Consider the following 13,270-nt stretch of genomic DNA (forward strand, 5'->3'; position numbering starts at 1 on the left):
TTGCAACGCCCCCAAAAATAAAGGGTAATATATAACAGAAGGTTTATATAGTTAGAAGCAAGGTTGTGCTCCTAAAGGAAGTGGCTTGAGGGAGCCACTTATATGTTGGGGAGGCAAAGCCTCCCGCAACATATCTTTTAGTAATCAAATTAGAACTGGTAAACCATACCTACAGCAACGATATCATCGGTAGCAACGCCAGATGCTTTCGTGAAATCGCTCTTATCAATCAGGTTGATTTTGTAATCAACAAAAGTGGACATATTTTTGTTGAAGTAATAGGTTGCACCTACATCAATATATTCAACCAGGTCCTGATCACCCCACGCACCCAAGTCTTTTCCTTTAGATTGCAGGTAAGCAACGGACGGACGCAGACCGAAGTCGAACTGATATTGTGCAACTACTTCGAAGTTTTGTGCTTTGTTGGCAATATGGTTATTACCAAAAACAGTCATGTTCTGGGTTTCAGAATAGGTGGTAGCCAGATAGATGTTGTTCGCATCATATTTCAGACCAGCTGCCCATACTTCAGCATTTTGACCAGATGCATTCAGGCTGTTGTTACCGTAGATAACCTGATTATTAGTGCGGTCAGATTTAGCATAGGTTGCACCTACACCGAATCCTTCATACTCATAAGTAGTGGAGAAACCGAAACCATCACCATTAGCTTCAGTTACGTCAGTGCGGTCATTTTTACCCTGATACTGAGCAGCAAAGTTCAGACCATCAACCAGACCAAAGAAGTCGTTGTTACGATAAGTTGCAACACCAGTGGTGCGACCAGTCATGAACACATCTGTTTGAGTCCAAGTGTCACCACCGAATTCTGGCAGGACGTCAGTCCACGCACCGATGTCGTATGCTACACCGTAGTTACGGCCGTAATCGATGGAGCCGTAGTCACCGAATTTCAGGCCAGCGAAGGCAAGACGGGTTTTATCTTTGGAGGAACCTTGAGATTCAGCGCGGTTGCCTTTGAATTCATATTCCCACTGACCGAAACCAGTCAGTTGATCGTTGATTTGGGTTTCACCTTTGAAGCCAAGACGGGCATAAGTAGTATCACCATCATCTGCATCATTAGAGGAGAAGTAGTGCTTAGCATTAACTTTCCCGTACAGATCCAGCTTGTTACTGTCTTTATTATAAATTTCAGCTGCCTGAGCAGACATCGCCATCAGTACTGATGCAGCTACAGCAGAAATTGCCACTGTTAATTTTTTCATCGTGAGCCCTTTTTTTGAACTATTATTAAAAAATGATGTCACTGCGCGATAAATATTCATCTAATCAATGTGATTATTTCAAGATGTAAGTTTTGGTTTCTCGTTTGATTTGTGAAGTAGATCTCTATTTTTATCTGAACTTTTTTCTATCGAATCCTATTCATGGCTCTTGGCTGAATAAAAATAAATCTATTAGCCAATTTATATTAACGGCTGTTATTTATAAGTGCTCTATAATTTGAAGGTTCAATTTAAACCGGCTAAAAATAACACTGGAAATTATTTGTTGGTTATTTGTTGGGATTTGCTTATGTATTTGTAGTGGTGTTTTCAATACTCGGTAGCATTCTCGCAAATATCATTTAGTGGTTTACGTACGTAAAAAATTGGGGTAATGACTCCAACTTATTGATAGTGTTTTATGTTCAGATAATGCCCGATGACTTTGTCATGCAGCTCCACCGATTTTGAGAACGACAGCGACTTCCGTCCCAGCCGTGCCAGGTGCTGCCTCAGATTCAGGTTATGCCGCTCAATTCGCTGCGTATATCGCTTGCTGATTACGTGCAGCTTTCCCTTCAGGCGGGATTCATACAGCGGCCAGCCATCCGTCATCCATATCACCACGTCAAAGGGTGACAGCAGGCTCATAAGACGCCCCAGCGTCGCCATAGTGCGTTCACCGAATACGTGCGCAACAACCGTCTTCCGGAGACTGTCATACGCGTAAAACAGCGAGCGCTGGCGCGATTTAGCCCCGACATAGCCCCACTGTTCGTCCATTTCCGCGCAGACGATGACGTCACTGCCCGGCTGTATGCGCGAGGTTACCGACTGCGGCCTGAGTTTTTTAAGTGACGTAAAATCGTGTTGAGGCCAACGCCCATAATGCGTGCAGTTGCCCGGCATCCAACGCCATTCATGGCCATATCAATGATTTTCTGGTGCGTACCGGGTTGAGAAGCGGTGTAAGTGAACTGCAGTTGCCATGTTTTACGGCAGTGAGAGCAGAGATAGCGCTGATGTCCGGCAGTGCTTTTGCCGTTACGCACCACCCCGTCAGTAGCTGAACAGGAGGGACAGCTGATAGAAACAGAAGCCACTGGAGCACCTCAAAAACACCATCATACACTAAATCAGTAAGTTGGCAGCATCACCAAAATTGGTTATGCTGTTAAGAGTGGTTACTTCGTCACACAGCTTAAACCCGCCGTCGAGCGGGTTTTTCCATTTTTTGAGTCTCGATATTAGCTGATAACCCAATACCTGAGTTATTCACTGACTCCGAGTCTGTTACGTTTCGTAGTATTCCCTCAATTTACACCCGCTTTGTCTGCGAGGTGGGGTTATGAAATCCATGGATAAGTTAACAACGGGTGTCGCCTATGGCACCTCAGCAGGTAGTGCCGGGTACTGGTTTTTACAGCTGCTAGATAAAGTCACGCCCTCACAGTGGGCGGCAATTGGAGTGCTGGGTAGCCTGGTATTTGGCCTGCTGACGTACCTGACAAACCTTTATTTCAAGATTAAAGAAGATAAGCGCAAGGCTGCGAGAGGTGGATAATGCCTCCATCATTACGAAAAGCTGTTGCTGCTGCTATTGGTGGCGGGGCTATTGCTATAGCATCTGTGTTAATCACTGGCCCAGGTGGTAACGATGGTCTGGAAGGTGTGAGACATAATCCTTACAAAGACATAGTTGGTGTATGGACTGTATGTTACGGGCATACAGGAAAAGACATCATTCCCGGTAAAACGTATACCGAAGCAGAGTGCAAAGCCCTCCTGAATAAAGACCTTGCCACTGTCGCCAGACAAATTAACCCGTACATCAAAGTCGATATACCGGAAACAACGCGCTGCGCTCTTTACTCGTTCGTCTACAACGTGGGTGCTGGCAATTTCAGAACATCGACGCTTCTTCGCAAAATAAACCAGGGTGATATTAAAGGCGCATGTGATCAGCTACGGCGCTGGACATACGCTGGCGGTAATCAATGGAAAGGACTGATGACTCGCCGTGAGATTGAGCGTGAAGTCTGTTTGTGGGGGAAACAATGAGCAGAGTAACCGCGATTATCTCCGCTCTGGTTATCTGCATCATCGTCTGCCTGTCATTGGCTGTTAATCATTACCGTGATAACGCAATCGCCTACAAAGAGCAGCGCGATAACAAGGCCAGTGAACTGGAGAAGGCGAACGCCACCATCGCTGACATGCGGAAGCGTCAACGTGATGTAGCAGAACTCGACGCAAGATACATAAAGGAGCTTGCTGATGCTAACGCGACTATCGAAAGTCTCCGTGCTGATGTTTCTGCTGGGCGTAAGCGCCTGCAAGTCGCCGCCACCTGTGCAAAGTCAACGACCGGAGCCAGCGGCATGGGCGATGGAGAAAGCCCAGGACTTACAGCAGATGCTGAACTCAATTATTACCGTCTCCGAAGTGGAATCGACAAGATAACCGCGCAGGTTAACTACCTGCAGGAATACATCAGGACGCAATGCCTGAAATAATTTTTTTGCAAATCACAAAGTCCATTTAATGAGCCTCGCGATGCGGGGCTTTTTGCAATAAATGCGTACCGCAACGCATGTTTTTTACACCGAACCTGCCCCTTTGGAATGGGCCTTTGAGGATACCAGTTAGTGCTGGCGAGCCTCGGTGGGCTGGTTTCCTGTGCGGCAAAGGTTCATTTCAAAGAGTAGGTACACGCTATGAAATCATTAACCCTCTTCAATCAACCAATTCGTATCGGTGAAGATGGCATGATCTGCCTCACTGATATGTGGAAAGCCAGTGGTAAAAGTGAATCTGAATCGCCTTACCACTACCTGCGAAACAAGCAGACCAAAGAGTTCTTAGCCGAGCTGGAGAAAAACCACGAATCTGTGGTTTTTACTGAGCGCGGTGTACACGGTGGAACATATGGCGGGAAGTTTGTTGCTTACGATTATGCGGCTTGGTTAAACCCCGGGTTCAAGTACGCGGCCTATAAAGTCCTCGATGACTACTTCACCGGAGAACTTCAGCATCGCAACAGCTTAAGTGCGCAGCTCAACATGAAATGTCATGAATTTGACCAGAAGAAAGACATGGCGAGCTTCTGCGGACAAGGGCTGGCAGCATGGCGCTATACGAAGCCAGTGTTGGTCGCTGAGATTAACTCCCTGGCTAACCAGCTGCAGATTACGATCCCCGGGCTTCCGGGATGAGTGATCATGTTATTGAATGCGCCTCCAGAGCGGGGCGCGACTTCTCAGAGTTCATGAAAGGCGAGAAGGGCATGATGGAAGCATTGGCCTCGGTGGATGAGTTTGGCGAGCAGCTGCGCCTCAACGGCTGTGTCAATCATCACTTTGTTAGCTACATGATGCGGAACTCGATCATGCAGGCATTCATGGACATGGCAAAAGCCGAGAGGAAAGAAGAGCGCCGGCGTAAGCGAGCGGAAGCAAAAGCGAAGTAGCCATTACAAAGCCCATTTACGGGTGGGCTTGATAATGAAACCGGAATTTATTCTGGGCCACCAGTTAACGGCAGTACCACGAAACAACCCAAGCCAGTAAGTGGGGAAATAACACCGGCAGCCACTGAAAGATGAACCTCCTGCCTTATGGCAAAAAAGATTCTTTGTGGTGGCGGACTGATGGAAAGACATCCCAATTTCAGCCAAACATTGAAGGAGTTGTTATGTCAGCAGAAGGTTTCAATAACCCATCAAAATTCCGGGATGAGTGGGATAGCAGCGTAAAGAGTAAGTGATGCCATCACAAAAGCCATTCCCTACAGAGTGGCTTTGATAATGGCTTATACCCTACACGGGATAACTTAACTGATATCCCTTTTAAAGGATAAAGGTATTCAAGCCTGACACATCATGCGCTGTATCGTTAGACTGGCCCCCTGAATCTCCAGACAACCAGTATCACTTAAATAAGTGATAGTCTTAATACTAGTTTTTAGACTAGTCATTGGAGTACAGATGATTGATGTCTTAGGGCCGGAGAAACGCAGACGGCGTACCACACAGGAAAAGATCGCAATTGTTCAGCAGAGCTTTGAACCGGGGATGACGGTCTCCCTCGTTGCCCGGCAACATGGTGTAGCAGCCAGCCAGTTATTTCTCTGGCGTAAGCAATACCAGGAAGGAAGTCTTACTGCTGTGGCCGCCGGAGAACAGGTTGTTCCTGCCTCTGAACTTGCTGCCGCCATGAAGCAGATTAAAGAACTCCAGCGCCTGCTCGGCAAGAAAACGATGGAAAATGAACTCCTCAAAGAAGCCGTTGAATATGGACGGGCAAAAAAGTGGATAGCGCACGCGCCCTTATTGCCCGGGGATGGGGAGTAAGCTTAGTCAGCCGTTGTCTCCGGGTGTCGCGTGCGCAGTTGCACGTCATTCTCAGACGAACCGATGACTGGATGGATGGCCGCCGCAGTCGTCACACTGATGATACGGATGTGCTTCTCCGTATACACCATGTTATCGGAGAGCTGCCCACGTATGGTTATCGTCGGGTATGGGCGCTGCTTCGCAGACAGGCAGAACTTGATGGTATGCCTGCGATCAATGCCAAACGTGTTTACCGGATCATGCGCCAGAATGCGCTGTTGCTTGAGCGAAAACCTGCTGTACCGCCATCGAAACGGGCACATACAGGCAGAGTGGCCGTGAAAGAAAGCAATCAGCGATGGTGCTCTGACGGGTTCGAGTTCTGCTGTGATAACGGAGAGAGACTGCGTGTCACGTTCGCGCTGGACTGCTGTGATCGTGAGGCACTGCACTGGGCGGTGACTACCGGCGGCTTCAACAGTGAAACAGTACAGGACGTCATGCTGGGAGCGGTGGAACGCCGCTTCGGCAACGATCTTCCGTCGTCTCCAGTGGAGTGGCTGACGGATAATGGTTCATGCTACCGGGCTAATGAAACACGCCAGTTCGCCCGGATGTTGGGACTTGAACCGAAGAACACGGCGGTGCGGAGTCCGGAGAGTAACGGAATAGCAGAGAGCTTCGTGAAAACGATAAAGCGTGACTACATCAGTATCATGCCCAAACCAGACGGGTTAACGGCAGCAAAGAACCTTGCAGAGGCGTTCGAGCATTATAACGAATGGCATCCGCATAGTGCGCTGGGTTATCGCTCGCCACGGGAATATCTGCGGCAGCGGGCTTGTAATGGGTTAAGTGATAACAGATGTCTGGAAATATAGGGGCAAATCCAATCGTCGCCGTATTCCCGTATTAACAGAGACCGTAGCCCGACGGGGAACTCCTTCTGCGCGAGTGTGCGGGAATAATCAAAAACGATGCACACCGGGGTTACCGGGTACACATATTTCATCATGCCAGCGAGTCCGGTTCTGGCACGGAAGAAACCGGACGTTATGATTTAGTGCGGAAATATTTGTGTAGTGTTCTGTATGTTCTCAGTAAAGAGTAATGAATTATCAAAGGTATAGTAATACCTTTTGTTTTCGTGGATATTTGTAATCCATCTGAAAACCCCTGCTGTAGCAAGATTTTTCCTGTATTCGTAAAATGATAACTCTCCTGATTTGAATCCTTTTAAGGTGGCTTCTATAAGGCATTTATTTTTTGAAAATCTTACATTTACAACCTTACCCTGTCCTTTTATTAAAACCGTATTATCGTTTTCAAGAACAAGATGAATATTCTCTGTGGCTAAATAGTAAATGTAATGTGAGACATTGTGACGTTTTAGTTCAGAATAAAACCAGTGATAGTTTAAATTATTTCGCACTTTATCGAATATTTGTTTAAAAATGGCAACCTGAGCCATTGTAGTACCTTCCATGTGATATGAGGGGGCGTAGTCTGCACGATTATCTAAATTGCTTCAATCTGGTCTAACCTGTTTTCTGAGCAATTCAGTAATGTCACTCTTTTCTTTGTTTGCTTCAGGCGAAACTCTTTTTTCTGAGCACAGTCTCCGGCGGCAGGCTTCAATGACCCAGGCTGAGAAATTCCCGGACCCTTTTTGAACAAGAGCGATGTTAATTTGTTCAATCATTTGGTTAGGAAAGCGGATGTTGCGGGTTGTTGTTCTGCGGGTTCTGTTCTTCGTTGACATGAGGTTGCCCTGTATTCAGTGTCGCTGATTTGTATTGTCTGAAGTTGTTTTTACGTTAAGTTGATGCAGATCAATTAATACGATACCTGCGTCATAATTGATTATTTGACGTGGTTTGATGGCGTAGATGCACGTTGTGACATGTAGATGATAATTATTATCATTTTGCGGGTCCTTTCCGGCGATCCGACAGGTTACGGGGCGGAAGGCGCGCGGGTTTTCGCTATTTATGACAATTTTCCGGTTTAAGGCGTTTCCGTTCTTCTTCGCCGTAACCTAATGTTTTTATTTAAAACACCCCCTGAAAAGAAAGGAAACGACAGGTGCTGAAAACGGGCTTTTTGGCCTCTGTCGTTTCCTTTCTCTGTTTTTGTCCGTGGAATGAACAATGGAAGTCAACAAAAAGCAGCTGGCTGACATTTTCGGTGCGAGTATCCGTACCATTCAGAACTGGCAGGAACAGGGAATGCCCGTTCTGCGAGGCGGTGGCAAGGGTAATGAGGTGCTTTATGACTCTGCCGCCGTTATAAGATGGTATGCCGAAAGGGATGCTGAAATTGAGAACGAAAAGCTGCGCCGGGAAGTTGAAGAACTGCGGCAGGCCAGCGAGACAGATCTCCAGCCAGGGACTATTGAGTACGAACGCCATCGACTTACGCGTGCGCAGGCCGACGCACAGGAGCTGAAAAATGCCAGAGACTCCGCTGAAGTGGTGGAAACCGCATTCTGTACTTTCGTGCTGTCGCGGATCGCAGGTGAAATTGCCAGTATTCTCGACGGGATCCCCCTGTCGGTGCAGCGGCGTTTTCCGGAACTGGAAAACCGACATGTTGATTTCCTGAAACGGGATATCATCAAAGCCATGAACAAAGCAGCCGCGCTGGATGAACTGATACCGGGGTTGCTGAGTGAATATATCGAACAGTCAGGTTAACAGGCTGCGGCATTTTGTCCGCGCCGGGCTTCGCTCACTGTTCAGGCCGGAGCCACAGACCGCCGTTGAATGGGCGGATGCTAATTACTATCTCCCGAAAGAATCCGCATACCAGGAAGGGCGCTGGGAAACACTGCCCTTTCAGCGGGCCATCATGAATGCGATGGGCAGCGACTACATCCGTGAGGTGAATGTGGTGAAGTCTGCCCGTGTCGGTTATTCCAAAATGCTGCTGGGTGTTTATGCCTACTTTATAGAGCATAAGCAGCGCAACACACTTATCTGGTTGCCGACGGATGGTGATGCCGAGAACTTTATGAAAACCCACGTTGAGCCGACCATCCGCGATATTCCGTCGCTGCTGGCGCTGGCTCCGTGGTATGGCAAAAAGCACCGGGATAACACGCTCACTATGAAGCGTTTTTCCAATGGTCGTGGCTTCTGGTGCCTGGGCGGTAAAGCGGCAAAAAACTACCGTGAAAAGTCGGTGGATGTGGCGGGTTATGATGAACTTGCTGCCTTTGATGAGGATATTGAACAGGAAGGCTCTCCGACGTTCCTTGGCGACAAACGTATTGAAGGCTCGGTCTGGCCAAAGTCCATCCGTGGCTCCACGCCCAAAGTGAGAGGCACCTGCCAGATTGAGCGTGCAGCCAGTGAATCCCCGCATTTTATGCGTTTTCATGTTGCCTGCCCGCACTGCGGGGAGGAGCAGTATCTTAAATTTGGCGACAAAGAGACGCCGTTTGGCCTCAAATGGACGCCGGATGACCCCTCCAGCGTGTTTTATCTCTGCGAGCATAATGCCTGCGTCATCCGCCAGCAGGAGCTGGACTTTACTGATGCCCGTTATATCTGCGAAAAGACCGGGATCTGGACCCGTGATGGCATTCTCTGGTTTTCGTCATCCGGTGAAGAGATTGAGCCACCTGACAGTGTGACCTTTCACATCTGGACAGCGTACAGCCCGTTCACCACCTGGGTGCAGATTGTCAAAGACTGGATGAAAACGAAAGGGGATACGGGAAAACGTAAAACCTTCGTAAACACCACGCTCGGTGAGACGTGGGAGGCGAAAATTGGCGAACGTCCGGATGCTGAAGTGATGGCAGAGCGGAAAGAGCATTATTCAGCGCCCGTTCCTGACCGTGTGGCTTACCTGACCGCCGGTATCGACTCCCAGCTGGATCGCTACGAAATGCGCGTATGGGGATGGGGGCCGGGTGAGGAAAGCTGGCTGATTGATCGGCAGATTATTATGGGCCGCCACGACGATGAACAGACGCTGCTGCGTGTGGATGAGGCCATCAATAAAACCTATACCCGCCGGAATGGTGCAGAAATGTCGATATCCCGTATCTGCTGGGATATTGGCGGGATTGACCCGACCATTGTGTATGAACGCTCGAAAAAGCATGGGCTGTTCCGGGTGATCCCCATTAAAGGGGCATCCGTCTACGGTAAGCCGGTGGCCAGCATGCCTCGTAAGCGAAACAAAAACGGGGTTTACCTTACCGAAATCGGTACGGATACCGCGAAAGAGCAGATTTATAACCGCTTCACACTGACGCCGGAAGGGGATGAACCGCTTCCCGGTGCCGTTCACTTCCCGAATAACCCGGATATTTTTGATCTGACCGAAGCGCAGCAGCTGACTGCTGAAGAGCAGGTCGAAAAATGGGTGGATGGCAGGAAAAAAATACTGTGGGACAGCAAAAAGCGACGCAATGAGGCGCTCGACTGCTTCGTTTATGCGCTGGCGGCGCTGCGCATCAGTATTTCCCGCTGGCAGCTGGATCTCAGTGCACTGCTGGCGAGCCTGCAGGAAGAGGATGGTGCAGCAACCAACAAGAAAACACTGGCAGATTACGCCCGTGCCTTATCCGGAGAGGATGAATGACGCGACAGGAAGAACTTGCCGCTGCCCGTGCGGCACTGCATGACCTGATGACAGGTAAACGGGTGGCAACGGTACAGAAAGACGGACGGCGAGTGGAGTTTACGGCCACTTCCGTGTCTGACCTGAAAAAATACATTGCGGAGCTGGAGGTGCAGACCGGCATGACACAGCGACGCAGGGGACCTGCAGGATTTTATGTATGAAAACGCCCACCATTCCCACCCTTCTGGGACCGGACGGCATGACATCGCTGCGTGAATATGCCGGTTATCACGGCGGTGGCAGCGGATTTGGTGGGCAGTTGCGGGCGTGGAACCCACCGGGTGAAAGTGTGGATGCAGCCCTGCTGCCCAACTTTACCCGTGGCAATGCCCGCGCAGACGATCTGGTACGCAATAACGGCTATGCTGCCAACGCCATCCAGCTGCATCAGGATCATATCGTCGGGTCTTTTTTCCGGCTCAGTCATCGCCCAAGCTGGCGCTATCTGGGCATCGGGGAGGAAGACGCCCGTGCCTTTTCCCGCGAGGTTGAAGCGGCATGGAAAGAGTTTGCCGAGGATGACTGCTGCTGCATTGACGTTGAGCGAAAACGCACGTTTACCATGATGATTCGGGAAGGTGTGGCCATGCACGCCTTTAACGGTGAACTGTTCGTTCAGGCCACCTGGGATACCAGTTCGTCGCGGCTTTTCCGGACACAGTTCCGGATGGTCAGCCCGAAGCGCATCAGCAACCCGAACAATACCGGCGACAGCCGGAACTGCCGTGCCGGTGTGCAGATTAATGACAGCGGTGCGGCGCTGGGATATTACGTCAGCGAGGACGGCTATCCTGGCTGGATGCCGCAGAAATGGACATGGATACCCCGTGAGTTACCCGGCGGGCGCGCCTCGTTCATTCACGTTTTTGAACCCGTGGAGGACGGGCAGACCCGCGGTGCAAATGTGTTTTACAGCGTAATGGAGCAGATGAAGATGCTCGACACGCTGCAGAACACGCAGCTGCAGAGCGCCATTGTGAAGGCGATGTATGCCGCCACCATTGAAAGTGAGCTGGATACGCAGTCAGCGATGGATTTTATTCTGGGCGCGAACAGTAAGGAGCAGCGGGAAAGGCTGACGGGCTGGATTGGTGAAATTGCCGCGTATTACGCCGCAGCACCGGTCCGTCTGGGAGGCGCAAAAGTGCCGCACCTGATGCCGGGGGACTCACTGAACCTGCAGACGGCTCAGGACACGGATAACGGCTACTCCGTGTTTGAGCAGTCACTGTTGCGGTATATCGCTGCCGGGCTGGGTGTCTCGTATGAGCAACTTTCCCGGAATTACGCCCAGATGAGCTACTCCACGGCACGGGCCAGTGCGAACGAGTCGTGGGCGTACTTTATGGGGCGGCGAAAATTCGTCGCATCCCGTCAGGCGAGCCAGATGTTTCTGTGCTGGCTGGAAGAGGCCATCGTTCGCCGCGTGGTGACGTTACCTTCAAAAGCGCGCTTCAGCTTTCAGGAAGCCCGCAGTGCCTGGGGGAACTGCGACTGGATAGGCTCCGGTCGTATGGCCATCGATGGTCTGAAAGAAGTTCAGGAAGCGGTGATGCTGATAGAAGCCGGACTGAGCACCTACGAGAAAGAGTGCGCGAAACGCGGTGACGACTATCAGGAAATTTTTGCCCAGCAGGTCCGTGAAACGATGGAGCGCCGCGCAGCTGGTCTTAAACCGCCCGCCTGGGCGGCTGCGGCATTTGAATCCGGGCTGCGACAATCAACAGAGGAGGAGAAGAGTGACAGCAGAGCTGCGTAATCTCCCGCATATTGCCAGCATGGCTTTTAATGAGCCGCTGATGCTTGAACCCGCCTATGCGCGGGTTTTCTTTTGTGCGCTTGCAGGCCAGCTTGGGATCAGCTGCCTGACGGATGCAGTATCCGGCGACAGCCTGACTGCCGGAGAGGCACCCGCGGCGCTGGCGTTATCCGGTGATGATGACGGACCACGACAGGCCCGCAGTTATCAGGTAATGAACGGCATCGCCGTGCTGCCGGTGTCCGGCACGCTGGTCAGCCGGACGCGGGCGCTGCAGCCGTACTCGGGGATGACCGGTTACAACGGCATTATCGCCTGTCTGCAACAGGCTGCCAGCGACCCGATGGTGGACGGCATTCTGCTCGATATGGACACACCGGGCGGAATGGTGGCGGGAGCATTTGACTGCGCTGACATCATCGCCCGTGTGCGTGACATAAAGCCGGTATGGGCGCTGGCCAATGACATGAACTGCAGCGCAGGTCAGCTGCTTGCCAGTGCCGCCTCCCGGCGTCTGGTCACGCAGACCGCCCGGACAGGCTCCATCGGCGTCATGATGGCTCACAGTAATTACGGCGCTGCACTGGAGAAACAGGGCGTGGAAATCACGCTGATTTACAGCGGCAGCCATAAGGTGGATGGCAACCCCTACAGCCATCTACCGGATGATGTCCGGGAAACATTGCAGTCCCGGATGGATGCAACCCGCCGGATGTTTGCACAGAAGGTGTCGGCATATACCGGCCTGTCCGTGCAGGCTGTGCTGGATACCGAGGCTGCAGTGTACAGCGGTCAGGAGGCCATTGATGCCGGACTGGCTGATGAACTTGTTAACAGTACCGATGCGATCACCGTCATGCGTGATGCACTGGATGCACGTAAATCCCGTCTCTCAGGAGGGCGAATGACCAAAGAGACTCAATCAACAACTGTTTCAGCCACTGCTTCGCAGGCTGACGTTACTGGCGTGGTGCAAGCGACGGAGGGCGAGAACGCCAGCGCGGCGCAGCCGGACGTGAACGCGCAGATCACCGCAGCGGTTGCGGCAGAAAACAGTCGCATTATGGGGATCCTCAACTGTGAGGAGGCTCACGGACGCGAAGAACAGGCACGCGTGCTGGCCGAAACCCCCGGTATGACCGTGGAAACGGCCCGCCGTATTCTGGCCGCAGCACCACAGAGTGCACAGACGCGCAGTGACACTGCGCTGGATCGTCTGATGCAGGGGGCACCGGCACCGCTGGCTGCAGGTAACCCGGCATCTGATGCCGTTAACGATTTGCTGAACACACCAGTGTAAGGGATGTT

Annotated in this window: 16 protein-coding genes; 11 read left to right on the forward strand and 5 right to left on the reverse strand. The window is 51.1% G+C overall.

What is annotated here, in order from left to right:
- Positions 1 to 149: 149 nt before the first annotated feature.
- A complete protein-coding gene (ompC, locus tag C1P89_RS01940; protein WP_000737275.1) occupies positions 150 to 1,232 on the reverse strand; it encodes a porin OmpC in 1,083 nt (360 codons plus the stop codon).
- A 405-nt stretch (positions 1,233 to 1,637) separates the two neighbouring features.
- A protein-coding gene (locus C1P89_RS01945) for an IS1-like element IS1A family transposase (protein WP_237158186.1) occupies positions 1,638 to 2,335 on the reverse strand; the annotation gives its coding sequence in 2 pieces (ribosomal slippage) (positions 1,638 to 2,086 and positions 2,086 to 2,335; 699 coding nt in all).
- Between the two features lie 245 nt (positions 2,336 to 2,580).
- On the opposite strand from C1P89_RS01945, the gene essD reads away from it, so the two are divergent.
- The 6 genes from essD to C1P89_RS01980 all read left to right on the forward strand — a co-directional run bounded on the left by essD (position 2,581) and on the right by C1P89_RS01980 (position 6,446).
- On the forward strand, positions 2,581 to 2,796 hold the full coding sequence (gene essD, locus C1P89_RS01950) for a phage lysis protein EssD (RefSeq protein WP_000839597.1): 216 nt from the start codon (positions 2,581 to 2,583) through the stop codon (positions 2,794 to 2,796).
- Positions 2,796 to 3,293, forward strand: coding sequence for a lysozyme (locus C1P89_RS01955; RefSeq protein WP_001135245.1), 498 nt, complete (start codon positions 2,796 to 2,798; stop codon positions 3,291 to 3,293). Before essD ends, C1P89_RS01955 begins: the two co-directional genes overlap by 1 nt.
- Complete coding sequence (locus tag C1P89_RS01960) at positions 3,290 to 3,748, forward strand: lysis protein (RefSeq protein ID WP_005136615.1); 459 nt, start codon at positions 3,290 to 3,292, stop codon at positions 3,746 to 3,748. The genes C1P89_RS01955 and C1P89_RS01960 overlap by 4 nt, the downstream gene beginning before the upstream one ends.
- A 201-nt stretch (positions 3,749 to 3,949) precedes the next feature.
- The gene (locus tag C1P89_RS01965; RefSeq protein WP_000839225.1) at positions 3,950 to 4,447 is read left to right on the forward strand and encodes a KilA-N domain-containing protein; all 498 of its coding nucleotides are present in this window, start codon (positions 3,950 to 3,952) and stop codon (positions 4,445 to 4,447) included.
- The gene (locus tag C1P89_RS01970) at positions 4,444 to 4,701 is read left to right on the forward strand and encodes a hypothetical protein (RefSeq protein ID WP_001279720.1); all 258 of its coding nucleotides are present in this window, start codon (positions 4,444 to 4,446) and stop codon (positions 4,699 to 4,701) included. Before C1P89_RS01965 ends, C1P89_RS01970 begins: the two co-directional genes overlap by 4 nt.
- A gap of 516 nt (positions 4,702 to 5,217) precedes the next feature.
- Positions 5,218 to 6,446 (forward strand): IS3-like element IS2 family transposase gene (locus C1P89_RS01980; RefSeq protein WP_088895425.1). Its coding sequence is split into 2 segments (ribosomal slippage): positions 5,218 to 5,533 and positions 5,533 to 6,446, totalling 1,230 coding nucleotides; the frame shifts between segments, so codons are not numbered across the junction.
- On the opposite strand, the gene C1P89_RS01985 is transcribed toward C1P89_RS01980, so the two are convergent.
- From C1P89_RS01985 to C1P89_RS01995, 3 genes are read right to left on the reverse strand one after another with little or no spacing between them, the layout of a single operon-like run.
- Positions 6,371 to 6,580, reverse strand: a complete 210-nt coding sequence (locus C1P89_RS01985; RefSeq protein WP_032156299.1) for a hypothetical protein — start codon at positions 6,578 to 6,580, stop codon at positions 6,371 to 6,373. The genes C1P89_RS01980 and C1P89_RS01985 overlap by 76 nt on opposite strands.
- Before the next feature lie 45 nt (positions 6,581 to 6,625).
- Entirely contained in the window at positions 6,626 to 7,036 is a 411-nt protein-coding gene (locus tag C1P89_RS01990; protein ID WP_000079508.1) for a DUF1398 domain-containing protein, read from the reverse strand.
- Between the two features lie 57 nt (positions 7,037 to 7,093).
- On the reverse strand, positions 7,094 to 7,327 hold the full coding sequence (locus C1P89_RS01995; protein WP_001331705.1) for a YlcI/YnfO family protein: 234 nt from the start codon (positions 7,325 to 7,327) through the stop codon (positions 7,094 to 7,096).
- Between the two features lie 388 nt (positions 7,328 to 7,715).
- Between C1P89_RS01995 and C1P89_RS02000 the strand changes: the two genes are divergently transcribed.
- Genes C1P89_RS02000 through C1P89_RS02020 form a run of 5 tightly spaced genes read left to right on the forward strand, consistent with a single transcriptional unit; the run spans position 7,716 to position 13,262 of the window.
- Positions 7,716 to 8,261 carry a DNA-packaging protein gene (locus C1P89_RS02000; RefSeq protein WP_000453611.1) on the forward strand — a complete coding sequence of 182 codons (546 nt, stop codon included), beginning with the start codon at positions 7,716 to 7,718 and terminating at the stop codon, positions 8,259 to 8,261.
- Entirely contained in the window at positions 8,236 to 10,161 is a 1,926-nt protein-coding gene (locus C1P89_RS02005) for a phage terminase large subunit family protein (RefSeq protein ID WP_001027267.1), read from the forward strand. The genes C1P89_RS02000 and C1P89_RS02005 overlap by 26 nt, the downstream gene beginning before the upstream one ends.
- The gene (locus tag C1P89_RS02010) at positions 10,158 to 10,364 is read left to right on the forward strand and encodes a phage head-tail joining protein (RefSeq protein WP_000198149.1); all 207 of its coding nucleotides are present in this window, start codon (positions 10,158 to 10,160) and stop codon (positions 10,362 to 10,364) included. The genes C1P89_RS02005 and C1P89_RS02010 overlap by 4 nt, the downstream gene beginning before the upstream one ends.
- Positions 10,361 to 11,962 carry a phage portal protein gene (locus C1P89_RS02015; RefSeq protein WP_001356325.1) on the forward strand — a complete coding sequence of 534 codons (1,602 nt, stop codon included), beginning with the start codon at positions 10,361 to 10,363 and terminating at the stop codon, positions 11,960 to 11,962. Before C1P89_RS02010 ends, C1P89_RS02015 begins: the two co-directional genes overlap by 4 nt.
- Complete coding sequence (locus C1P89_RS02020) at positions 11,943 to 13,262, forward strand: S49 family peptidase (RefSeq protein WP_000123212.1); 1,320 nt, start codon at positions 11,943 to 11,945, stop codon at positions 13,260 to 13,262. The genes C1P89_RS02015 and C1P89_RS02020 overlap by 20 nt, the downstream gene beginning before the upstream one ends.
- Positions 13,263 to 13,270 lie beyond the last annotated feature (8 nt).

It is taken from the genome of Shigella sonnei (assembly GCF_002950395.1).
Lineage (GTDB): Bacteria > Pseudomonadota > Gammaproteobacteria > Enterobacterales > Enterobacteriaceae > ECMA0423.